This is a genomic window from Rathayibacter sp. CAU 1779, from assembly GCF_054551755.1.
Window position 1 is genome coordinate 324,871 of record NZ_JBTOLK010000003.1, and the last position, 23,226, is coordinate 348,096.

Here is a 23,226-nt window from a genome sequence, read left to right on the forward strand (position 1 = left end):
TCAGAACGCAGAGCATGACCTCCACCCCCACGTCCGCCGTTGCGGATCACGCGCCCCCGGGATCCGGGTCCGTGGGATCCGCCCGCACGACGCCGCGGCGTCGTAGCAAGGCCGTGCGCAGCTGGGGGATGGCGGCGTGCGCGCTCGCCCTGGTGGCGGCATCCGTCGCCTCGCTCGTGTTCGGTGTGCGTGACGTGCCGCTCGACCAGGTCTGGCACGCGCTGACGACGCCGGACGTGCCGGGCATCGACGCGGCGGCCGCGCTCAGCAGGGTGCCGACGACCGTGGCGGGGATCCTGATCGGCACCGCGCTCGGCGTCGGCGGGGCGCTCATGCAGGGCGTCACGCGCAATCCGCTCGCGGATCCCGGCCTCCTCGGCATCAACTCCGGTGCTGCCCTGTTCGTCGTGATCGCCATGACGTTCCTCGGCGTGTCCAGCGCCATCGGAACCGTGTGGTTCGCGTTCGCGGGCGCCGCGGTCGCCGCAGTCGTGGTCTACGCCGTCGCTTCCGCCGGGCGTCGCGGAGCCACTCCCTTCACGCTCGCGCTTGCGGGTGCCGCCGTGACGGCCGCCGCGGCGTCGATCACGACCGGCGTGCTGCTCACCAACGTCGCGTCGCTGGACTCGTACCGCTTCTGGCAGATCGGATCGATCTCCGCACCCGCATGGTCGACCATCCTCCTGCTCGCGCCGTTCATCGCCGTTGGGCTCGTACTCGCGCTTTTCCAGGGATCCGCGCTGAACGCCCTAGCGCTCGGCGACGACCTCGCAAGAGGACTCGGCCACCGCGTCGGGCTGTCGCGCGTGCTCACCGCCGTCGCCGTCGTGCTGCTGTGCGGTGCCGCCACGGCCATGGCCGGGCCCATCGCGTTCGTCGGCCTGGCCGTTCCGCACGCCGCACGCCTCGTCTTCGGCGCCGACTACCGGTGGATCCTTCCCGCCTCCGCGTTCCTCGGCGGCGTGCTGCTGCTTGTCGCCGACGTCATCGGCCGGCTCATCGCACGTCCGTCCACGATCGAGGTGGGCGTCGTCGTGGCAGTGATCGGCGCGCCGGTCCTCATCGCACTCGTGCGTCGTACGAAGGCGGTGGCCCTGTGAGCGCGACGCAGGCGAACCGAGCGGGCGGTGCGGCATCCGCTCTCGACGGCAGCGGCCTGCTGACCGCCGTGGCGGGCATCCGCTCGGCCAGGAGGGCGACCGCACATCGCGACGCGCTCGTGGTGTCGGCGCTGGCGCTCGTCGTGGTCGTGCTCATCGTGCTCACGCTCTGCATCGGCGCCACCGTCACCCCGATCGGCGACGTGCTGCGCGTGCTGTTCGGCCAGACCGTGCCGGGCGCGAGCTTCACGGTCGGCGAGCTGCGGCTACCGCGGGCGATCGGCGGGCTGCTCGTCGGGCTCGCCTTCGGGGCGGCCGGATGCCTGTTCCAGTCCGTCCTCCGCAACACCCTCGCGAGCCCTGACGTCATCGGCATCTCATCGGGCGCCGGCCTGGCGGCGGTCGTCGCGATAGCGGTCTTCGGCGCTTCCGGCCTCCTCGTCTCGGTCGCCGCACTGGGCGGCGCCCTGGTCACGGCGCTGCTCATCTTCGTGCTCGCCGCCGGCCGATCCACCAGCGGATACCGCTTCGTGCTCATCGGCATCGCCATCGGCACGGCCGCCCAGGCCGTGATCGGATACGTCATCACACGCTCCGACATCGCCGACGCGCAGCAGGCACTCGTCTGGCTCACCGGATCCCTCTCCCGCAGCCTCTGGGATCAGCTGCCCGCCGTGGCGATCGCGCTGATCGTGCTCCTGCCGTTCGCGCTGTTCTCCGGCCGCACCGTGGACACGCTGCGCCTCGGAGACGACACCGCGACGGCGCTCGGCGCGCGGGTGCAGCGGGACCGGGTGGCACTCATCCTGCTGTCCGTCGCCCTCGTCGCCGTCGGCACGTCGCTCACCGGCCCCGTCGCGTTCGTCGCCTTCCTCGCCGGGCCCATCGCATCCCGCATGCTGCGCTCCACCCGCCTTCTCGTGCCCGCCTCAGCGCTCATGGGCGCCGCCATCCTGCTCGCCGGCGACTTCGTCGGCCAGCACCTCATCCCCGGCGTCACGCTTCCCGTCGGCGTCGTCACGGGCGCGATCGGCGCCCCCTACCTGCTCTGGCTGCTCGCCCGCGGCGGCCGCCGGAGCGCCGCAACCGGAGGAGTCTCGTGAGCCAGCAGCGCACGACGCACACGCTCGCCGCCGACCACGTCACGCTCGCGTACGACGATCGCGTCGTCGTCGACGACCTCGCGCTTCAGCTGCCGCAGCAGGGCGTCACGATGATCGTCGGGGCGAACGGATGCGGCAAGTCGACCCTCCTCCGCGCGTTGGCGCGCCTCATGGCGCCCGCCAAGGGCGCCGTCCTGCTCGACGGATCGGACATCCGCCGCACGCCGACGAAGGCCGTCGCGCGCGTCGTCGGCCTGCTGCCGCAGAGTCCGGTCGCCCCTGAGGGCGTCACGGTGTCCGAGCTGGTGGGACGCGGACGGTATCCGCACCAGTCGTGGGCGCGTCCATGGAGCTCGCGCGACGACGAGGCCGTCGCGGGAGCGCTCGGATCCACCGGCATCCTCGAGCTCGCGGACCGCCGCGTCGAGGAGCTTTCCGGCGGGCAGCGGCAGCGCGTGTGGATCGCGATGGCGCTCGCGCAGGAGCCGGACATCCTGCTCCTCGACGAGCCGACCACGTACCTCGACGTTGCTCACCAGATCGACGTGCTCGACCTGCTCGTCGACCTCAGTCACCGCGGCACTGCTGTCGTCGTCGTGATGCACGAGCTGAATCTGGCGACACGCTACGCGGACCATCTCATCGCCATGAAGGACGGAGCGGTCGTCGCCGAGGGCACTCCGCGCGACATCGTGACCAGCGACCTCGTGCGCGACGTCTTCGGACTCGACGCCGCGATCGTCGACGATCCGGTGTCGGGCACTCCGCTCGTCATCCCGATCGGACGCCACCGCACGGGATCATCCGCCACGAGCGCAGCCGAGCGCGCTCTCCTCGTGGAAGAGGTGGCCGATGTCACTCGTTGAGACCCCTGCCGACCGGTCCAGCGCCGATGTGTCCAACGCCGACCCGTCCGAGGCAGTCCCGTCGAGCGCTGACGATTCCGACGGCGTCGCCGAGCCGCTGTACCGCCTGTTCGATGCGACGGTGGTCGCCACGGAGCGCATCTCCCCCACGTTCGTGCGCATCACGTTCGGCGGCCGCGGCCTCGACGATCTCGCCTGGGACGGATTCGACCAGCGCATCAAGCTGCTGTTCCCGAACGCCCAGGGCGGATATCCGTCCATGCGCGCCAAGGATCCCGCCTGGTACGCCCAGTGGTCGGCCCTGTCCGATGACGTTCGTCCGCCGATGCGCACGTACACGATCCGCGACCGGCGGGAGGGGTTCGCCGGCGTCGAGCTCGACATCGACTTCGCCTTGCACGCCGAGTCCGCCGGTCCGGGTGCCGGATGGGCGGCGCGCGCCGACGTGGGGATGCCCCTGCGCCTGCTCGGGCCCAACGCGAGATCCGAGGGCGACCGCGGCGCGATCGGCTGGATACCGCCGGCCGACACGCGACGCTTCGTGATCGCCGGAGACGAGACCGCCCTGCCGGCGATGGCATGCATCCTTCGGACGTTGCCGACGGATGCCTCTGCCACCGTCTTCGCAGAGCTCCCGCACGGCGCAGACCTCGCAGCGCTCGACGCACCGGACTGGGTCGACGTGCGGTTCGTGGAGCGCTCCGACGAGCCGGGTGCGGCGCTGGCCGATGCCGTCTGCGCCGCGTTCCCGATCCCCACCGCTTCCGTGCCTGTGACCTCGGATGTCGCGTTCGACGGATCCGCGATGCCCGCCGGCGTCGAGCCCGAGGACATCGACATCGAGGCGGAGACTCTCTGGGAGGTGCCGGGAGTGGATCCGCTCACCGGAGACCGCATCACGGACGACGACCGGCACGCCGCCAGCTATGTGTGGCTGGCGGGTGAGGCCGCGGCCATCAAGCGCATCCGCCGCCACCTCGTGCGCGACGTCGGATTCGACCGCCAGGCCGTCTCCTTCATGGGCTACTGGCGCCGCGGCCGCAGCGAGTACTGAGCGCCCGCGAGCCGCACTCGCCAGCCTTTCCCCTAGCCGCACTTGCGCCACTTGCGCATTACTGCGCCACCTTCGCCGGCGCGGGAATGCGCAAGTGGCGCAAGTGTCGAGTGCGAGTGTCAGTACCGGTAGTGGTCCGACTTGTAGGGCCCCTCGACGGGCACGCCGATGTAGGCCGCCTGCTCGGGCGTGAGCGTCGTGAGCTCTACACTCAGCGAGTCCAGGTGCAGCCGCGCGACCTTCTCGTCGAGCACCTTGGGCAGCGTGTACACACCGAGCGGATACGCCGCGAGGTTGTTCCGCAGCTCCATCTGACCCAGCACCTGGTTCGTGAACGAGTTGCTCATCACGAACGACGGATGCCCCGTCGCGTTCCCGAGGTTCATCAGGCGTCCCTCGCTCAGCACGAGCACGCTGCGGCCGTTCGGCAGGCGCCACTCGTGCACCTGCGGCTTGATCTCGACCCTCTCGACGCCCTCGAGGGATTCCAGGGCGGCCATGTCGATCTCGTTGTCGAAGTGTCCGACGTTCGAGACGATCGCGAGGTGCTTCATGGCGAGGAGGTGCTCGAGGCGCACGACGTCCTTGTTGCCCGTGCCCGTCACGAGGATGTCCACCTCGCCTACCACGGACTCGAGGCGCGAGACCTGGAATCCGTCCATCGCCGCCTGCAGGGCGTTGATCGGGTCGATCTCACTCACGATCACACGGGCGCCCTGGCCGCGGAGCGCTTCCGCAGCCCCCTTGCCGACATCTCCGTAGCCGGCGACGAACGCCACCTTGCCGCCGATCAGCACGTCTGTTGCCCGGTTCAGACCGTCGACGAGCGAGTGACGGATGCCGTACTTGTTGTCGAACTTCGACTTGGTGACCGAGTCGTTGACGTTGATCGCGGTGAAGAGGAGCTTTCCGTCGCGTTCCAGCTCGTACAGCCGGTGTGCGCCGGTCGTGGTCTCCTCGGTGACGCCGACGATCTCTGTGCCGATCCGTGTCCAGCGGTCTGCGGATTCCGCCAGCGACGTACGCAGCAGGTCGAGGATGACGCGATACTCGTGCGAGTCGCCGGGCGCGGCATCCGGAACCCGTCCCTCGCTCTCGAACTGCGTTCCGAGGTGCACGAGCAGCGTGGCGTCGCCGCCGTCGTCCAGGATCTGGTTCGGCCCGGTGAAGTCGGCGCCGGATGCCGTTGCCTCGGCACTCCAATCGAACACTCGCGAGGTGCACCACCAGTACTCCTCGAGCGTCTCGCCCTTCCAGGCGAACACCGGAACGCCCTGCGGGTCATCCACCGTGCCGTTCGGCCCCACAACGACCGCGGCGGCCGCCTCGTCCTGCGTCGAGAAGATGTTGCAGCTGGCCCAGCGCACCTGTGCTCCCAGTGCGACGAGCGTCTCGATGAGCACGGCGGTCTGCACTGTCATGTGCAGGGATCCGGCGATGCGGGCGCCGGCGAGCGGCTGGGCGTCCCCGAACTCCGCACGCAGCGCCATCAGCCCCGGCATCTCCTGCTCGGCCAGCCGAAGCTGGTGGCGACCCGCCTCGGCGAGACCGAGGTCGCGAACGCGGTACTCGAACGGCTGTGCGGCCTGCTGGCCTGCGGCCTGCTGCGTGGTGGAGAGCGAAGTCATGTGCCCCATTGTCTCAGGACGTTCGCTGCACCGGCGAGCCTGTGACGACGGCTCCTCGCACCGACTCGTCAGAGCAGTTCGCCGTGCGGCGCGCTGTCCAGCCCGCCGAGCACCTGGTGACGCACGACCTGCCATCCTTGCGGGGCCGACAGGCGATCGGCGTGGATCGCGCACAGGTCATAGGTGTGCGGCTCGTGCGCGATCGAGAGCGGCCCGAGCACGACCATCGAATCGGCGTAGTCGTACGTCAGTGTGGCCACGGCTTCCCGGGAGCACGCGACCTTGGAGCACACACGGGGCTTCATCAGGGCACAACCTTACTCGCGCGCGCATCGTCCCCCCGTGCACCGCACCCTAGGATGGTCCCCATGCCACGATCCCGACCCGTGCGGTACGCCAGCGCGGTGCGTCGCTCGGATCGGCATGGGCGAGGGTCCCGCGGCCCGGTGACGGGTCCGCACCTCCCGCTGCTGCAGGACCGGATCGATGTCTTCGAGATGACTGTCGCGGCCACGGCCGACTTCCTCAAGGGCGTCTGGCCCGACGAGCTTTCGGACATGCGCGTGCAGATCGCGGCGGCACCGTCATCCGCTCTCGGTCTCGACGAGGTGGAGCGCTGGGGCGTCGACCACACCCACAAGGCGATCACGCTCTACCGCGTGCCGATCGAACGGCTGGCGAAGCTGCATCGCAACGACGACCTGCACCGCAAGCTGCTCGTGGAGAGCTGCGTGTTCCGTGCGGTGGCCGAGCTGATGGGCCGCGACCCCTGGGACCTCGCGCCCGGCCGCTTCGGCCACTACTGACGATTGAGCCTCGGGGAAACCGAGCGAGCTCGGGTTCCCCAGGGTGATTCAGTCAGTCGAGCGGCTAGCCGCGACCACTGGCGATCGGGTCAGTCGAGCGGCAGCCGCAGCATTGATGCACCGAGCCCGTTGAGCGACCTGCTCGATCGCTCACTTCGGGTAGACATCGATGGGCTGCGCCATGGGTCCAGGCGGGTTGAGCGCGAACGACGACGACGCTCCGTCCGCCGTCAGGCTGACGGATGCCCAGAGTCCCGCCGTCCCATCGAGCTCATACGTTCCTCGTGCGCTGACCGGGACCGCGACGCCCTTTCCCCCGGCGACCGACACGTGCTGTGGCGAGCCGCTCTTGCCGGTGATCGTCACGGAGACCGAGGACTTGCCGTCGTTGAAGAGGTGCAGCGTCGGGGATTTCCCGGTCGGAACGGCCAGCAGTGCACGCTGCTGCAACGGCGCCGACGCCACGAACCAGGCGAAGTCCTGCGTCGCGGCCTCGGCCTGCGCCGTCGCGGACTCGTCTCCGGTGGCCGGGGCAACAGCGTCCACCGTGCGCGCCGCAGCGACGACCGGCCCGTCCGCTGAAACGCGGACCGTGTAGGAACCGTCGATGAGGTGCGAGAACGGCACCTCGCGCACCGTCCCACCCTGAAGCGTGATGTGCGACGTGTCCACGACGCCGGCCGTCGTCTCCGAGGTCGCCGTCACCGTGACGTGCACCGCCTCCGTGCCTGGTGCGAGCAACCGCACGCTCGGCAGCTGGGCTGCCGCCCCGTCTGCACCGCCGCTGACCCGCGCGATGTTGGCCACTGTCATCCCCGGGATGACGGACTGCTGTGCCGGCTCCGCTGTCGGTCCGACGAGCTCGACGCCCTGCGGTGACAGGCCCTGCACGCTGCTCTGCTGCAGCGACGGATAGACCCTGCCTCCCGTCGCCTGCACGTGCACGACGGATGCCTGCACGTTCGGCACGATCCCCGCCAGCGGCACCACGAGCTGCGAGTTCGCCCGCACGACGAGGCCGCGCGCGCCAGGAGCCTCCTCTCGCCCCGCCTCCGTGTACACCGTGAGATCCACCGTTGCCTGCACGGCCGTCGGATTGCTCAGCAGCACCAGACTCGTCGACCCGAGGGTCGTGGCCCCGGCGACGAGCCAGCTGTCCGATGTCGCTTCACCGCACGCCGCGGCGGCGAAGCCGGCGATGTCCGACTCCGACGCCTTCTGCGACTGCCCGCCCGCGATGAGCGGACGTCCGCCCGCGTCACCCGCCTGGGTGCTGATCAGGCGGGGCGCCGAACCGCCGCCCTGCACGCTCGGCGTGTCGAGGTCGCGCTGGGCGACCGACGTCGTGGCGCGCGTCACCACGGTCGGCGATCCGACCGACGACAGAGACGACGCGTTGCTGGCATCGTCCTGGTCGAGCAGAGGTCCTGGGCACACGCGCTCCTGATCGGCCGGAACGGGCGTCACGGTGTGCACGGGAGGATCGATGCGGAAGCTCGGCCACGGGAGCGTGGCGCCGAGCAGCGCGAGGACCGCGACGCCGGTGCCCACTACGCCGGCCACGATGCGCACGCTGCCTCGTGCGATGGCGCGCTTACTGGGCACGTCCGCCTCCTTCCGCACCTTCGTGGACCATCGAATCGGATGCGGGGCCTGGTTCGTCCGCGTCGGCGTTCGTGCCGATCCTGCCGGCATCGTTGGCGGGCTCGGAGTCCGCTTCGTCGACGGGCTCGGAGTCGGCATCGTCTGTGGGCAAGGACTGCGACAGCGCCGCATCCTCTCCCTGGTCCGAGCCCGGCCCGGGATCAGGATCGGGATCCGCGCCCGCGTCGCCTTCCGAAGGGGCGTCGGCTCCCGAGTCGGGGCTGCCGTCTCGCTGCGGATCGGCATCGGACTCGACGTCGTCTCGCGGATCAGGATCGGGCGGGCTCGGCGGCTGATCGTCCGGATGGGCGTCCGTATCCGTATCCGGCTCCGTTTCGGGAACGTCGACGCCGGCGCCCCCGGGATCCCTCGTCCCCCGCTTCGCACGCTTCTCGGCGGCTCGACGTTTCTCCGGATGCATGCCGAGCACCTCGGCTGCCGTCGGACGTCCGAGGTTTCCCCGTTCCGTTCGGCCGGTCGGGAGCGCCAGGAGCAGCGTCAACCCCATCACGATGCCGAGCACGATGAACACCAGCACGCGGATCCAGCCGCCGGCGTCCGGCGGGACGGGCACCTGGTGCTTCTGCGCGGGAACGCTCCACAGCACAGCGCCGTCGGTCGACGCCACCTGCGTCAGCAACGCATTGCCGTCCAGCGCCGTCTCGGCGCGCACCGTGGTCGCCGACGCCGGGGATACGCCGTCCCCCGCCGTCGTCTCCAGGAGCACGAACGACACCCCGAAGTGCTTCAGCAGCGACGACGCGTCGAGACCGCTCGTCGATGTGAGGTTTCCGGCCAGCACCGCGAGCTTCTTCTCGTCCGTTGTGAGGCTGCGACTGGTGGCGCTCAGGGTGCTCTGATCGTCGAGCGTCTGCCCCGTCCCGTGCACCAACTGGGCAGCGAGCGAGCCGTCGGACTGCGGAGTGAGCCGCAGGGTTCCGATGCGCGGCTTGGTCTGCGCCTGCGCCGTCGCGTACGCCGGCAGAGCGCTCGTCGCCGACGGTGACACCGCTGAGGTCTGCAGCGGCATCGCGATGGCGAGCGGTGCGACAGCCACGGCGAGGAACGCCACGACGATCGTTGCCGGCGCGATCGAGAAGCGGCCCAGCGCGACCAGCGCCATCGTCGCCGCAGCGATCAACCCCAGCCAATAGAGACTCAGTGCGGTGCCCGCATACACCGGAACGGCCTGCGATCCGGACACCGACAACGAGAGGTGAAGCGTGAGAACGGACGTTGCGAATCCGAGCAGCGCACCGACCAGGCAGAGCGTCGCACGGATGGTTCCGCGCAGGAACAGCGCAAGCACGGCGAGGATACCGATCGGCGCGATCAGGATCGGCACGGCGATCGACGGTGCTATCCCGCTGACGCCCAGCAGGCTCGCAAGCGACTGCCATCCGCCGAGGTCGCCGTCCGCGAATCCGAGTGCGACGTGGAGCGGATGCCCCTCCGTACCCTCCTGGGGCAGGCCAGGGTCGGCGAACACCGCGAACGGCGTGCCGCGCAGACTCTGCTGCACGACGAGGGGCAGGAACAACACGACGGCCGGGATCGGGATGGGCAGCATCCGTCCGGTTCCGCGGCCGGCGAGAATCACGCCGATCAACCAGATCACGAAGAGCGCGGGCGCCAGGATGGGGGCGCATGCCAGCACCGCCGCTGCGAGGATGCCCGTGGTCGCCGCCGCAGCCCACGACCGCTTCGCCGCCGTGCCCGCGAAGAACAGCCAGGGCAGCAGGATGTGCAGGATCACCGCGGCCGGCCGCCCCTGCTGCAGCGCGTCGAACAGCATCGGCGCCAGCGCCCAGACCAGCGCGAACGTGGCACGCAGCACGGGGCGATGCGTGAACCGCGTGGAGAGGAACCACGCACCGAGCGCGGCGAGCGGCATGGCGGCGAACCAGAGCAGCTCGATCGCGAACGATGGTTGCCAGAAAGTGAGCGACCCCAGGATGGCGAGCACGGCGTTGAACGGATCGGCTGCGCCCACGAAGCCGATGCCGATGTCGCGCCAGCCGTATCCGAGACCGGACCAGAGCGATCCCACGTCGTTCAGCGGCAGCAGACCACCGCCGCCGATCTGCGCGGATCCGAGCAGCGGCGAGAACAGCGCGATGCTCATCACGGCCATCGCCAGCACGACCCAGGCGCCGCCTCCGCTGAAGAAGTTCAGCTCGCGCCGCTCGCCGTGCACCCGAGTCAGACTCGCCTCGCGACGGATCGCACGCGCACGCACCACTTCGGACCGCGGAATGCGCAGCGGAGCTATCGCGCTCCACCCGACCGTGCGCGCGCGTTTCAGCGCCGATCGGGCCGGCCGGATCCGGCTTCCGCCGAACGCGGTCGCGAAGGCTGCGGCGAATTCGCCTCCGATCGATCCGGGCTGTTTGCTCAGCAGCAGGCCGAGCGAACGGAGCACGGCGAGCGGCACAAGTGAGATCCAGTGGAAGAACAGGGCGAACGCCGGTGCGTACGCCATCCTCCTGTGCAGCTGTGCGGCACGCCGTTGACGGTGCTGGCGACGCCGGCGACGCCCCTTCGGGCTGCGCTGGGGGGCACTCACGTCGTCCGCGGCGGATGCCAGGTGTGCGGTCGGGACGATCACCACGCGGTGTCCCGCGAGACGGGCCCTGACGCACAGGTCGAGACCGTCGTCGAAGACGGGCAGCGCGGGATCGAATCCGCCGAGCCGTTCCCAGACGGTGTGCCTGATCAGCATTCCTGCTGCGGGAACCGCCAGCATGTCGCTCGTGCGGTCGTGCTGCGCCTGATCGAATTCGTCCTCGACGGGCACGATGGTCGCACCGAACCTGGTCATCGCGAGGCCCAGCTCGCGCAGCACGGATGCCGCGTCCCAGTCCACGAGCTTCGGCCCGGCCACCGCGACCGACGGAGACACCGCAACGGTGTCGATCAGGCGGGCGAGTGCATCCGGTTCCGGCGCCGTGTCCTCGGCGAGGAACCACAGCCACTCGTCGTCGGATGTCGGTGGGGGCAGTGTGCGAACGGCGACCCCGATGGCGGCGCCGAACGGGATCCTCTCCTTCGATGCGAGCAGCGCCCCAGGTGCGGCAGCCGTGGCGACAGCAGTCGTCGCCTCGTCGGAGGCCACACCGATCACCACCACTGAGTCGACAGGCCGGGTTTGCGCGGCGAGTGCATCAAGGCTTCGAGTGAGGTGCTCGGCGCCGCGGTGTGCGACGACGAGTGCGGTGACAGTCGGAGGCATCGCGGCAAGCCTAGGCAACGACCCGCTCGATCCCGGGGACCAGGCTCGCGTGCGCCGGGATTTGCCCTGCTGGATCACGTCGGGCTGTGGATCTGCTTTCCCCGCTCTGGACGTGACCCGCGGACCAGGCGACGAAGCCTTGGGTGCTGCCCGAGCGCATCCGACCCTCGACGAGGCATCCGGGTCGGTCGCGGATCGTCGCGACATCCTCTCGGTCCCGTGACTACAGCATCCGCGACGATCTCACCCGGGACGGCGACGGCCGCGACCCGAGACGCAGCCCCTATCAGTCGTCGCGCGAATGTCGTCATCGATCGCGCGGCGGCCGCAGAGACCGTCGTCTGCGTACGGCGTCGGCCGAACCCGGCCTGCGGAACGGCGTAACTGGGCCGTCCGGCTCAGCCGTTCAGCTCAGCCGGCGCGTTTGCGCAGCTTGCGACGTTCCCGCTCCGAGAGTCCACCCCAGATGCCGAACCGCTCGTCGTTCTGCAGGGCGTACTCGAGGCACTGACTGCGCACCTCGCACGACGTGCAGATCTTCTTGGCATCCCGAGTCGATCCGCCCTTCTCGGGAAAGAATGCTTCGGGGTCGGTCTGCGCACACAGCGCATCCGACTGCCACGCGAGCGGATTCTCTTCATCCTCCTCGCGCGACGGAACCCCCGGCACCCCCAGCCGAACGGGATCGACGAACCAGTTTTCGGGTACCCCCGGTCGATATTCGCTATTCGCCATATCGATCTCCCCACCTGTGTTGCCACGCGCGCCGTGCACTTTCTTTCCGCGCGGGGCGTTTCACTAATTACACCGGTGTAGTTCGATCGCGTCAAGTCGCGAATCGTAAAGGTTCGAGCGTCAATCGAAGGTTCACGACGCGCCGAGATCCGACAACAATTTCGACACGCCCGGGATGCCGACACCACGATCCGCACCACCATGCGGATCGCACAGTCTCACTGCGCGGTGGCCGCCGCCTGTCGGGCGGACCAGGCGCTGCTCACCATGTCCTGCAGCGAATGGCGCATCTTCCAGTCGAGGTCCCTGGCGGCGAGCTCGCCGGATGCGACGATGCGCGCCGGGTCGCCGGCTCTGCGCGGTGCGATCTCCGGTGTGAAGGCGATGCCTGTGACATCCGCCACCGCCGACATGATCTGGCCGACGGAGACGCCGTCGCCGCTGCCCAGGTTGTAAGCGGGCTCGAGGGCGTCGCCGGCCTCGAGCCGCTGAGCCGCTGCCACGTGCGAGTGGGCGAGATCGGAGACGTGCAGGTAGTCGCGCACGCACGTGCCGTCCGGGGTCGGATAATCGTCCCCGTTGATGCGCGGCGTGCGGCCGGCCAGCAGCGCGTCGAAGACGAGCGGGAACAGGTTGTGCGGACTCGTGTCGTAGAGATCGGGGTATCCGGATCCGACAACGTTGAAGTAGCGCAGGCTCGTGTGCTTGATGCCGCGGGCAACCCCCTGGTCGCGCAGCAGCCACTCGCCGATGAGCTTGGACTCTCCGTACGGCGACTCCGGCGCCTTGGGGGTCTGCTCCGTGACCAGGTCGACGTCGGGTGTGCCGAAGACGGCGGCGCTGGAGGAGAACACGATCGTGTTCACGTCAGCCTCCTCCATGGCGGCGAGAAGCGTGGCGGTTCCCGTCACGTTCTGCTCGTACGTGTGCAGGGGGCGCTGCACAGAGACGCCCGCGTACTTGAAGCCCGCGATGTGCATGACGCCCGTGATCCGGTTCTGGGCGAAGACGCGTCCGAGAAGCTCGCCGTCGAGGATCGTGCCGCGCACGAACGGCACGCCCGCCGGTACGAACCGCTCGTGTCCGCTCGAGATGTCGTCGATGACGACGGTGTCGATGCCCGCCTCCGAGAACGCGCGCACAACATGAGAACCGATGTAGCCGGCACCGCCGGTCACCAACCAAGCCATGGCATCCAAACTACCGGGCTGTGGGTTTCCGCCCGACCGCCGTCCGCTGGTTTGAACGCGTCAAGCGGGCGTGGTCAGCGGTTCTCTGTGGCGACGAAGAGCGTCGCGTCCGGCTGGAGTGCGAAGGCGAGCGATCCCTCGTCGGGCGACACATAGACGGCCTCGCCGCGCGTCACGCCCTCGGTGCCCGAGGCCCCCGAGACGGTCGCGGCACCGGCGGTGGCCAGAACGATGGCCGGGCCGTTCAAGGTCAGTGTCGAATCCGCCGTGATGTGCGCCAATCGGAAGTCGGGAACGTCCGGCTCGAAGAGTTCGAGGGCGCCGACGCGCGACGGCGAGAGGAGCGGAGCCGGCACGGGCTCGAAATCCAGCACACGCAGCAGTTCGGGCACGTCGATGTGCTTCGGTGTGAGACCGCCGCGCAGCACGTTGTCCGAGGCCGCCATGAGCTCGATCCCGGTCCCCTTCAGGTACGCGTGGATGTTGCCGGCCGGCAGGTAGAGCGCCTCGCCCGGTGCGAGCGCGACGCGGTGCAGCAGCAGCGCGAGCACGACGCCCGGGTCGCCGGGGTAGGCATCCGCGAGCAGTCGTACGACGCCCAGTTCCGGCAGGTCGTCGCCCTTCGGGGAGCGCGCTATCGCGGTGGCCTGCGCCACGATTTCCTCAGCTGCCTCTCCGCCGCCGAGGAGGAGCCCGACGGCCGCACGCAGCGCCGACTCGTCGTCCTCCCCCGCCAGCAGGATGCCACGCAGCACGTCGAGCTCGTCGTGCGGCATCCTCTCGCTGCGGCCGGTGGCGATCAGTCGGTCGAACACGGCGATAGAGGTCGCGACGTCGCGGAATCCGCACAGGGCGTCGAAGGGCGTGACGGCGTAGATCAGCTCCGGCTTGTGGAACGGATCCTTGTAGTTGCGCTCCGGCGAGTCCAGAGGGATGCCGAGCCGGTTCTCGCGGTCGAATCCCGCACGCGCCTGCTCGGGCGACGGATGCGCCTGGAGGGAGAGCGGGCTGTCCGCGGAGAGCACCTTGAGGAGGAACCCGAGGCGCGGATGGCCGTCGTACGACTCCTCGGTGCGCCAATCAACGCCCAGCGCGCCGGCCGGATCCTCGGCGACGAGGTCGGCAAGGGTGCCGGCATCCGTCGTGGGGTGCACGAGGAAACTCGGGGATCCGGGGTGGGCACCCAGCCACAGCTCGGCCTCCGGACGGCCCGAGGCGGGACGACCGAGCAGATCCGCGATGCCGTGCAAGGAGCCCCACGCATAGTCGCGGGGAACGTTGTCGATGCGGACGAACATCGGCACCGCCCTTTCTTCTGGATAGTCGCAGGGTACCAACGCCAGGGGCCGCCGGTCGTCGAGCGCGGGCCGCTGGGCCCACCGTGAATGCTGCTCGTCGAAACGCGATGCTCCGCCGGTTGAGCTTGTCAAAACCGCACGACCGCCGGTTCAGCCAGTCGAAACCACCGCTCGTCGAAACCGGTAGGTCCCTGGTTTCGACAAGCTCAACCAGCGATGAAGCTCAGCCCGCGAGCACCGTGACGTCGCGCAGCGCGACGGCCGTCCCGCCGCGCAACGAGTTGGGCACCTCCGCGATCGCGTCGACGCGTACGACGAGCGCCTTGAGCGTCTCCTCGTCCGCGTCACCCGCCAACTCCACGTCGTACGTCACCGGATCCGAGACGGCCGGTGAACCGCTGAAGTCGCCGTCGACGGTGACCGCGACCTGTCTCAGGTGGATGCCCGCGGCATCCGCCTCCCGGAAGAGATCGTTCGAGACGCAGCCGGCGATCGCCAGGTACAGGAGCTGTCCGCCGTTGAAGCCGAGTCCGTCGCCGCCGGACTCTTGCGAGCGATCGACCACGAGCGTGAACGGTCCTGCCGCTCCGATGGATGCGCTTCGGGATGCCACGTTGCTGGTTCGCACACGGAACATGGGGCCAGGGTAGGCCCGGCGGCAGCCGGCCGCCATACGCGCGGCGCTCCGGTAGGGTCTGCTCAGGGTGGTCAACCCGTGTGCAGAGCACGCTCAGGGCACGATTACAGTGAACGCATGACACCCGAGACCCGGCCGGCGACGGCACCGCTCACCGTCCCGTCCGGCCAGGGATGGATGCTGGCGTTCGCCGGGTTCACGTTCTTCACGCTGTTCGTGGGCGACTTCTGGCGCAACAGCATCGGCTGGATCGGCTGGGGCGTCGTGGTGTTCCTCTGCCTCGTCGTCTGCATCGTGTTCCTGGTGCGCGCACGTCCGCGGGTCCCGATCCGCAAGTGGCCCAAGACACTCCTGCTGTTCCTGCTGCTCTGCATCGTCTCGATCGCGTGGTCGGCGTATCGTGCGGAGTCCGCGATCGCCGGCGTTGCCCAGCTGGCGACGGCAATCGCCGGGGCGTTCTTCGCCCTGTGCTTGACCTGGCAGCAGATCCTGCGCGCCCTCGGCGCCGCCTTCCGCTGGATCATCGGCCTCTCGCTCGTCTTCGAGCTCGTCGTGTCGGTGTTCATCCGGCACCACATCCTGCCGTTCTTCACCACGTATCAGTACCCGTCCGGCAAGCTTCCCGATGCCTTCTACTGGAGCCGCGACCTCCTCTTCCATGGCGGCAAGATCCAGGGGATCGTCGGCAACAGCGACATCCTCGGCATGATCACGCTGTTCGCGCTCATCGTGTTCGGCATCCAACTGGCCGACGCCACCGTCAATCGCACCGCCGGGATCGTGTGGCTCGTGCTGGCGGGAGTCACGTTCCTGCTGACCCGCTCCTCCACTGTCATCGCCGCCCTGGCGGTCGCCGTGGTCGTGCTCCTGTTCGCCCTGTGGGCGAGGCGGGTGGCGCAGAGCAGGCGGGTGCCCATCTACGTGACGGCGGCCGCCCTGCTGGTGGTCGGCGTGGCATCCGTCGCGCTGTTCTGGGGCACCATCACCAAGCTGCTCGGCAAGAGCGCCGACCTCACCGGACGCACCGACATCTGGGACAAGGTCATCCACCTCGCTCAGCAGCGGCCCCTGTTCGGCTGGGGCTGGATCAGCTATTGGGCGCCATGGGTCGAGCCGTTCAAGGGGCTCGCAATCAGGAACAAGGTCGAATACCTGCAGGCACACAACGCCTACCTGGACGTCTGGCTGCAGCTCGGCATCCTCGGCCTGATCGTCTTCATCCTGCTCGTGCTCTCCACCTTCGGCCGCGCCTGGTTCATGGCCGTCGACCGTGCGCCGTTCGACGCGAACGGCGTTGTGCGAGCGGATGTCCCCTACACGGCGATCACACTGCTCCCGCTCCTGATGCTGGCCGCGATGATCGCGCAGTCGTTCGCCGAGAGCCGGATGCTCATCGAGGCCGGCTTCGCCCTCCTCGTCGCCTTCAGCGTGAAGACGAAGCTGGAGCGTCCGTAGCAGCGCGGCCCGCGGTAGCACGATCCTCGACGCCGCCACCGGCCGCGCCCGCCGAGCCGGCAGCTTCCGCGACGATACGATGAAGCATGCCCGCCACGACCGCTGACGCACGCACGTCGCGTCCCGCGCGACGCCGCCGTCGGCCCGCCGACCGGTGACGGCGACGTCGTCCCGCCAGCCCCGGTGGTTCGCGCTCAGCCGGGCGCTGTTCGAATCCGCGAAGTTCTCGCGCGCGCTGTCGCTGTGCATCGTGGGATCCGCCTTCCTCACCACGGCCATCCGTGACGTCATCGGCTGGCCGGGCGTGATCGCCGTGTTCGCGACGCTGGTCGTGCTCGCCGTCGGATCCTTCATCGCGCACTGGAACGTGATCGAGTGGCAGGGCCTGCTGCCGGTGTCCTTGCTGGTGTTCGTTGGGTGGTGCGCCGTCTCCCTCGTCTGGAGCAACTACCAGTGGGCGACGCTCGCCGCCGTGCTGTACCAGTGGGTCTTCACGTTCCTCGCCATCTACCTCGCCCTCGTGCGGGATGCCATCCAGATCGTGCGGGTCATCGGCGACGTGCTCAGGGTGCTGCTCACCGCATCACTCGCGCTGGAAGTGCTGAGCGGCCTTCTCATCGACGCGCCCATCCGCTTCCTCGGAATCGCGGGCAACCTGGCGCACGGCGGACCGATCTCCGGTCTCTTCGGCAGCCGCAACCAGCTGGGTCTCGTGGCGCTCATCGCCATGGTCACCTTCATCATCGAATGGCGCACGAAGTCGATCACCACCGGGCTGGCGGTCTTCTCGGTCGTGCTCGCCGCCCTGGCCCTGGTCTTCTCCAGTTCACCGGTCATCGCGCTCGTCGTCGTGATCCTGTTGCTGGCGACCGGCGCGCTCTTCGGCGTGCGGCACATCCGCAACGAACGCTGGAAGTTCACAGTCCAGGTCGCGCTCGGCGCCCTGCTGGTCGTGCTCGCCGTGCTCGCCTTCATCTTCCGTGCGGCTGTCATCGACGCGCTGCACGGCCGATCCGTCATCACGGTGCGCTACGACGTCTGGATCCAGATCTGGCACCTCATCCCCGTCAACCCGCTGCTCGGCTGGGGCTGGATCGGCTTCTGGCGCGGATCCCTCCCGCCCTACTCCCTCATCAACGCCCTGACGGGCGCACCGCACGCCAACGGACTCAACGCCTTCCTGGACGTCTGGCTGCAGACCGGCCTCGTCGGCTTCCTGCTCTTCCTGCTGCTCCTCGGCCTCGCCATGGGACGCTCCTGGCTCCTCGGATCCAACAAGCGCAGCGTCATCTACGCGTGGCCCCCGCTCATCCTCATCGCCCTCATCTGCACGGCGATGGCCGAGAGCACGATCCTCATCGAGAGCGGATGGATGCTGCTGGTCATCTGCACTGTCAAGGCGTCGCAGGGGATGTCGTGGCGGCAGGCGCTGCCGGCGCGGGCGGGGTGAGCGGGGTCACTCCGAGTCGACACGCACGCGCTCGATGACCAGGTCGTACAGTTCGGCGACGTAGCGTCCCTCACGCCTAAGCTCGTCGATCTCCTCACGGAGTCGACGGTTCTCCTCTGTCAGCCGCTGAATGCCGTCGGCATCGACGGACTCCAGCGCCGCCTGAATACTGCCGTAGCGGGAGCGGACCTGCGCCAGATCCGACAGAGACGCAGCCGCCCCCGGTGCCACACGGCGGAACATCGTCCGCAGGAAACTCTTCACGATTTCACTCCTTCGCTCTCACGTACGATCGCGTACGCCGTTGTCCGCGCTCGTCCGCGTTCGTCCGTTCGACCCCTCGTCGACACGACCTCCGCCACCAGCCCTTCCGCCGCCGCCAACTGCCTGAAGTCATCGAGCGGGAGGTGCCAGGACGTCGGGTCGTCGAACGTGTGATCGACGGGCAGATCGGTGTCGAACGTGACCGCGGCGACGGTCCCGCCATGCAGCAGCCAACGCATCAGCAAGAAGGCATTCGCCTTCCCGTCGCCGCCGAGGCCCTCGAGCACATGCTCGAGGACGAGATTGGTCGGAGTCCCCTGCACGATGCGGTCGAGAGCGAATTCGAGGGTGCTGTGCCGGTCGTTGAGGTTGAGGAAGACCGTGCCGCCAGACGACTTCTTCTTGCCAGACGGGTGTCGTTGTGCGTACAACGCGGGGAGGCTGAAGTCGGCTGCGATCGCCTCCCAGCCTCGGTTTCTCAGCGCCGTCGCCGTCCCTGACACGCCGGCCCCGATATCCGCCACGGCGCAGCTGCTCGGTGCGTCGGACAGCGCCTTGAGCACGAATGGAAGGTCCGGGGCCCAACCGATCACGGCATCCGCATGGTGAGCTTCCCAGTAGTCGCGGTGCAGGTTGAAGGTGCCGAACCAGGAATCGAACCGTCGACGGGTGTCTTCGGGAATTTCGAACTGGAATCCGGGATCGGGGACCCGCCATCCGGGCCCATAATTCAACTCCAGCCATTTCTGGGGCACCGCGGGTGCTGCGTAGGTGTTGCCCTCGAGCTCGATGACCGAATAGGGCTCGAGGTCCTCTCTGGCGAGCTCGCCCCGGATCGAGAAGGGCTGGTTGAAGGCGCCGTCCGGGTCGAAGTAGGCGGTGAACACGTCGATGTAGTGATCGAGGTCGCCCGACTTGTGCAGGAACACGAGCTGCAGGTGGGCATGGGAATGACGCACCACCGTATATCCCCGCGACACCAGAGCGCGTTCCAGTCGCTCACTCTCGAGGATGAGCGCCGCAGGATGCTGGGTGTCTGTCACATTCCCTAGATCGATGTCGTCGTCGTGTGGCAGAAAAGATCCGTTTCGGATCGCGCCCAGGAGGGATCCGCTAGAGAGGAACGGGTGGAAGCCGAGGGACTCGAGGTCCGCCATGACGCGATGAGCGCGACGCAGGAGACGCTTCCGTGCACCCTTCTTTTGCGATTCGAGCGGCACTCCAAGGTTTCCCCACTTGTTCACCGCGAGCCAGCGGCCGCGTGAGTCGACGACAGACGTGCGCGTGTCGGAGTCGTCGAAGGTCACGGTGCCGGCGGCCACAATCTCGCCGGTCGTGGCGCGCGTGACCGTAAGCTCTGTATGGCCGATCAACGCCGGCCGCAGATTGAGCGGCCACTCGAGACGAACCACCGCCGCCCTGCCGCTGGTCACATCGGTTGACCACACACGATGACCGTCGAAGCGGACGTCGACGCTTTCGTGATCGAGGTCGATTCCGGAGATGAACGAGAGAGAGCGCTTGGAGGCTCGCTCCACTCCCCCGGCCGCCGCTCGGGTTTGCTGGCGACCATGGATCGGGGGGAAGGGCAACGTCGACTCCTGTAGAACAGCTCAGTTACAAGTGTGCAGTCGAATGTTGTACGTGCACAAACCGTCCGGATCACACGAACAGGCCTAAGTCAGCCTGCCGGGAAAGTGTCGATGTCGTTCATGTGCCGGCTTTGAGTGCGCTGTGCGACAGTCAGAAGATATCGATGGCAGTCCCCGCTCGACCGACGCCTTGATCCGGGAGCGGCCGGTGGCCACCATCCAACGGCCTGCCATACGTGCACCGCTAGATTGGTGGGTCGGAGGATCACCGTTGGCAATTGACATCATGATGCCGTTCTACGGCGACCCTGACCTGCTGCGCGACGCAGTCGCCAGTGTCCTCGCGCAGACATCGCCTGACTGGCGGCTCACCGTCATCGATGATGCCTATCCAGATCCGGCACCGGGCGAATGGGTCGCCAGCCTCGGCGACGACCGAATCCGCTACCTTCGCAATGGACAGAATCTCGGAGTCGCAGGCAACTTCCAACGTGCGCTCGACCTGTCGACCGCCGATCACCTTGTCATCATGGGATGCGACGACCTGCTCGCTCCCGACTATGTGGAACGTATGGTCGTGCTCGTCGACGAGCATCCGACCGCGTCATATATCCAGCCGGGCGTCCAGGTCATCGACGAGCACGGTGCCGCGGCCGTCCCGCTGTCGGATCGTCTGAAGGGATGGCTGCGTCCGACTGTGACGCAAGCCACGGTCATGGGAGGTGAAGGACTGACCCGTAGCTTGCTTAACGGCAACTGGACCTACTTCCCGTCCATCTGCTGGCGCCGTGCCGAGCTGGTCACTCGCGGATTCCGGGCGGACTACGAAGTGGTGCTCGACCTGGCGCTGCAGTTACAGATCCTTCTCGACGGCGGAACGCTCGTTCTCGACCCCACCGTGACCTTCCGTTACCGCCGGCACGGTGGAAGCGTGTCGTCGTGGAAGGCGACGGATGGCACCCGGTTCCACGAGGAGGCCGCGCTGTTCTCCGAAACCAGGAACCGTCTTCGCTCGCTCGGTTGGAAGCGTGCCACCAGGGCGGCGCGGTTCCACTGGACCTCGAGACTCAACGCGCTCACGCGGCTCCCTGCCGCCATCGCGCACTGGGACGCCGCGGGAATCCGTGCACTCGTTGGCCACGCCTTCGGCAGTTAGCGGCGATCGGCGGCGAGTGCTCTGCGCTGCCGTCGCCGGATCTCTCGAATCGCGCGGACGAGCATCCACCGCGCTCGGAGGACCGTGCGGACATCGCGCGGCCTCGATGGCGACGCGTTCGCGTCGTGGAGCCGCCTGAGAACGGTCGCTTCATCGGCATGCGCCATCGACCGTGCGAGATTTCCGCACAACGCGATCCACAGGTCGTGGGATTCGGAAAGGAATTCGGGGAACGGCAGGACAAGTGACCTCGCGTCGGCGCGGAAACCCATCGCACATCCGAAGTAGGGCATCGCTCCGGCAAGGACGCCCAACGTGTTGCGGACCGGATGCTGCCGCTCCTGTCGTGGCAGCCGCCAGTTCTTTCCGCCGAAGGGTGAGGGAAGCGAGCGTCCGTCGGGCAGCAACTTCAGGTTGGATGCCACGACATCGGAGTTCTCCAGTGCCGCATGAAGCACGGCAACGTGATCGTCCGACCAGATGTCGTCCTGATCGCTTAACAGGATGACCTCTCCCGACGCGTCAGCGATCGCGTCCTCGAAGGTTGCGACATAGCCACGGTTGGCCTCGTGCTCCAGAATCCTCAGCCGAGGATCGGCGAGCGCACGGATGACGTCGACAGTGTCGTCGTTCGACGCATCGTCGACCACAATGACCTCGCCGTCTGCCGGCAGCTGCGCCAGAATCGACGCGAGCTGTTCGGTGACGAAGCGCGCACCGTTGTAGGTCGCCATGCAGACGCTCAGTGACGTCCTTTCAGGTTCAGACACGCTCATCACCCTCGACCTCCGCGGCACGCTCTCTGCGCCCGATCTCGGCGCGGAGCACCGCGAACTGGTACGTCGCCACAACAGCTTCGGACAGGGCAACGGACCACGCGACCAGAACGGGCTGATGCAGCGCCGCGAAGACCACGATGAGTGGTGCGCCGACAAGGGCCCCGACCACCGTCGACCCTGCCAGCGAGCGTGCCCGACCGATCGGCACGAGACACGCGTAACCGATCACAGCTGATGTCGCCACGAAAAGAAAGGCGAATCCGAGGGGAACGCTCAAGGAGAACGGAACGACGATCTCGCCGCCCGACAACAGCCCAGCGACGGGCTGCGTCAGAGTCGCGATCAACAACCCGCCCACCACACCGAAGCACGCACCGCCGAGGACGGCGATGTTCATCCTGCGATACGACGCACGTTCACCTCGCTCTGGAACCCATCCCTGGAGGAACTGCTGGATGGGCGAGAACGCAACGTTCGCATAGCGGAAGAACCGGTCCGCGAGCGCGTAGGTCGGAACGAACGACGGCAAGAAGACCTGAATCGACAGGAGCGGAAGGTTCACGTAGAGACCGGAAGTGAGTGCGCTCGTCACAGCATGTCTCTGACCCGCGAGGCTGGACGCCACCGCGCGCGGAGCCGCGCGACCCTCCAGAACGGCCCCAGACCCGCGTAAGACGATGACAGCATCCAGAAACACAGCGATGAGACTTCCCAGGGCCTGCAAGGCGAGGTACGCGATCAGACTCCGCGTCAGGGCCGCCGCTGCGAGCCCCGCCAGCGTGCCTGCAAGAGTCGGCACGGAGTCGAACAAGAACAACCGCCACGGCCGAGCTTCGCCCACGAAATACCAGTTGGCTCCGAGGAAGGGCAGCAGGTATGCGAACGAACCGAGAACGGCGACACCGATGTCTCCCCTCGTCAGAAAGGCGAGGATGACGCTGCCGGTCGCCAGTCCGACGACGAACAGGTAACCGCGAGCGACCAACGACTCGAGGTAGAGCTGCGGTCGCAAGGCCGCGGCAGTCGAAGCGACGATGGACGGGCCGGTGGCGCCCCATCCGAATGCCACGAGAATTCCGACCAGCTGACTCGTCGCCTGCACAACGGTCAGAGAGCCCCATTCGGTCGCACCGAGATATGCCACCAGTAGGGGGATGGTGATGATGCCCAACACACTGCTGGCGGCAACGGGCGCCGCAAATCCGACGATCCGCTTTGAGATACTGATGAGCGCGCG

General features: G+C 68.1%; 20 protein-coding genes. 8 read left to right on the forward strand and 12 right to left on the reverse strand.

Annotation, left to right across the window (positions count from 1 at the left end):
• Positions 1-14: 14 nt before the first annotated feature.
• From ACX9R5_RS15650 to ACX9R5_RS15665, 4 genes are read left to right on the forward strand one after another with little or no spacing between them, the layout of a single operon-like run.
• Positions 15-1,100: a FecCD family ABC transporter permease gene (locus tag ACX9R5_RS15650; protein ID WP_459409971.1), complete on the forward strand. Its 1,086-nt coding sequence runs from the start codon at positions 15-17 to the stop codon at positions 1,098-1,100.
• Positions 1,097-2,203, forward strand: coding sequence for a FecCD family ABC transporter permease (locus ACX9R5_RS15655; RefSeq protein ID WP_459409972.1), 1,107 nt, complete (start codon positions 1,097-1,099; stop codon positions 2,201-2,203). Before ACX9R5_RS15650 ends, ACX9R5_RS15655 begins: the two co-directional genes overlap by 4 nt.
• Entirely contained in the window at positions 2,200-3,069 is an 870-nt protein-coding gene (locus ACX9R5_RS15660; protein WP_459409973.1) for an ABC transporter ATP-binding protein, read from the forward strand. The genes ACX9R5_RS15655 and ACX9R5_RS15660 overlap by 4 nt, the downstream gene beginning before the upstream one ends.
• Positions 3,056-4,123 carry a siderophore-interacting protein gene (locus ACX9R5_RS15665; RefSeq protein ID WP_459409974.1) on the forward strand — a complete coding sequence of 356 codons (1,068 nt, stop codon included), beginning with the start codon at positions 3,056-3,058 and terminating at the stop codon, positions 4,121-4,123. The genes ACX9R5_RS15660 and ACX9R5_RS15665 overlap by 14 nt, the downstream gene beginning before the upstream one ends.
• A gap of 119 nt (positions 4,124-4,242) precedes the next feature.
• Here the strand turns inward: ACX9R5_RS15665 and ahcY are convergent, their stop codons facing one another.
• Both ahcY and ACX9R5_RS15675 read right to left on the reverse strand, forming a co-directional pair.
• Positions 4,243-5,751 carry an adenosylhomocysteinase gene (gene ahcY / locus ACX9R5_RS15670; RefSeq protein ID WP_459409975.1) on the reverse strand — a complete coding sequence of 503 codons (1,509 nt, stop codon included), beginning with the start codon at positions 5,749-5,751 and terminating at the stop codon, positions 4,243-4,245.
• 68 nt (positions 5,752-5,819) lie between these two features.
• Positions 5,820-6,056, reverse strand: a complete 237-nt coding sequence (locus tag ACX9R5_RS15675; RefSeq protein WP_170026367.1) for a DUF3499 family protein — start codon at positions 6,054-6,056, stop codon at positions 5,820-5,822.
• A 63-nt stretch (positions 6,057-6,119) separates the two neighbouring features.
• Here ACX9R5_RS15675 and ACX9R5_RS15680 point away from each other — a divergent pair, with 63 nt between their 5' ends.
• Complete coding sequence (locus tag ACX9R5_RS15680; protein WP_459409976.1) at positions 6,120-6,557, forward strand: metallopeptidase family protein; 438 nt, start codon at positions 6,120-6,122, stop codon at positions 6,555-6,557.
• Between the two features lie 150 nt (positions 6,558-6,707).
• Here ACX9R5_RS15680 and ACX9R5_RS15685 read toward each other — a convergent pair whose 3' ends face one another.
• The 6 genes from ACX9R5_RS15685 to ACX9R5_RS15710 all read right to left on the reverse strand — a co-directional run bounded on the left by ACX9R5_RS15685 (position 6,708) and on the right by ACX9R5_RS15710 (position 15,293).
• On the reverse strand, positions 6,708-8,162 hold the full coding sequence (locus ACX9R5_RS15685) for a DUF5719 family protein (RefSeq protein WP_459409977.1): 1,455 nt from the start codon (positions 8,160-8,162) through the stop codon (positions 6,708-6,710).
• Complete coding sequence (locus ACX9R5_RS15690) at positions 8,152-11,433, reverse strand: glycosyltransferase (RefSeq protein ID WP_459409978.1); 3,282 nt, start codon at positions 11,431-11,433, stop codon at positions 8,152-8,154. The genes ACX9R5_RS15685 and ACX9R5_RS15690 overlap by 11 nt, the downstream gene beginning before the upstream one ends.
• Before the next feature lie 411 nt (positions 11,434-11,844).
• Complete coding sequence (locus ACX9R5_RS15695) at positions 11,845-12,168, reverse strand: WhiB family transcriptional regulator (protein WP_459409979.1); 324 nt, start codon at positions 12,166-12,168, stop codon at positions 11,845-11,847.
• 218 nt (positions 12,169-12,386) lie between these two features.
• Complete coding sequence (galE, locus tag ACX9R5_RS15700; protein WP_459409980.1) at positions 12,387-13,358, reverse strand: UDP-glucose 4-epimerase GalE; 972 nt, start codon at positions 13,356-13,358, stop codon at positions 12,387-12,389.
• Positions 13,359-13,432: 74 nt separating this feature from the next.
• Positions 13,433-14,656 (reverse strand): mannose-6-phosphate isomerase, class I, encoded by a 1,224-nt coding sequence (manA, locus tag ACX9R5_RS15705; RefSeq protein ID WP_459410107.1) that lies wholly within the window; start codon positions 14,654-14,656, stop codon positions 13,433-13,435.
• Between the two features lie 223 nt (positions 14,657-14,879).
• Complete coding sequence (locus ACX9R5_RS15710) at positions 14,880-15,293, reverse strand: OsmC family protein (protein WP_459409981.1); 414 nt, start codon at positions 15,291-15,293, stop codon at positions 14,880-14,882.
• Positions 15,294-15,410: 117 nt separating this feature from the next.
• On the opposite strand from ACX9R5_RS15710, the gene ACX9R5_RS15715 reads away from it, so the two are divergent.
• Positions 15,411-16,748 carry an O-antigen ligase family protein gene (locus tag ACX9R5_RS15715; RefSeq protein WP_459409982.1) on the forward strand — a complete coding sequence of 446 codons (1,338 nt, stop codon included), beginning with the start codon at positions 15,411-15,413 and terminating at the stop codon, positions 16,746-16,748.
• Between the two features lie 154 nt (positions 16,749-16,902).
• Positions 16,903-18,198: an O-antigen ligase family protein gene (locus tag ACX9R5_RS15720; RefSeq protein WP_459409983.1), complete on the forward strand. Its 1,296-nt coding sequence runs from the start codon at positions 16,903-16,905 to the stop codon at positions 18,196-18,198.
• 6 nt (positions 18,199-18,204) lie between these two features.
• Here the strand turns inward: ACX9R5_RS15720 and ACX9R5_RS15725 are convergent, their stop codons facing one another.
• A complete protein-coding gene (locus ACX9R5_RS15725; protein ID WP_459409984.1) occupies positions 18,205-18,462 on the reverse strand; it encodes a hypothetical protein in 258 nt (85 codons plus the stop codon).
• Entirely contained in the window at positions 18,459-19,619 is a 1,161-nt protein-coding gene (locus ACX9R5_RS15730; RefSeq protein WP_459409985.1) for a LicD family protein, read from the reverse strand. The genes ACX9R5_RS15725 and ACX9R5_RS15730 overlap by 4 nt, the downstream gene beginning before the upstream one ends.
• A gap of 706 nt (positions 19,620-20,325) precedes the next feature.
• Here ACX9R5_RS15730 and ACX9R5_RS15735 point away from each other — a divergent pair.
• Positions 20,326-21,210: a glycosyltransferase family 2 protein gene (locus tag ACX9R5_RS15735; RefSeq protein ID WP_459409986.1), complete on the forward strand. Its 885-nt coding sequence runs from the start codon at positions 20,326-20,328 to the stop codon at positions 21,208-21,210.
• Here ACX9R5_RS15735 and ACX9R5_RS15740 read toward each other — a convergent pair.
• Complete coding sequence (locus tag ACX9R5_RS15740) at positions 21,207-21,980, reverse strand: glycosyltransferase (RefSeq protein WP_459409987.1); 774 nt, start codon at positions 21,978-21,980, stop codon at positions 21,207-21,209. The two genes, ACX9R5_RS15735 and ACX9R5_RS15740, sit on opposite strands and share 4 nt — an antisense overlap.
• Positions 21,973-23,133: a polysaccharide biosynthesis protein gene (locus tag ACX9R5_RS15745; RefSeq protein ID WP_459409988.1), complete on the reverse strand. Its 1,161-nt coding sequence runs from the start codon at positions 23,131-23,133 to the stop codon at positions 21,973-21,975. The genes ACX9R5_RS15740 and ACX9R5_RS15745 overlap by 8 nt, the downstream gene beginning before the upstream one ends.
• Between the last annotated feature and the right edge of the window lie 93 nt (positions 23,134-23,226).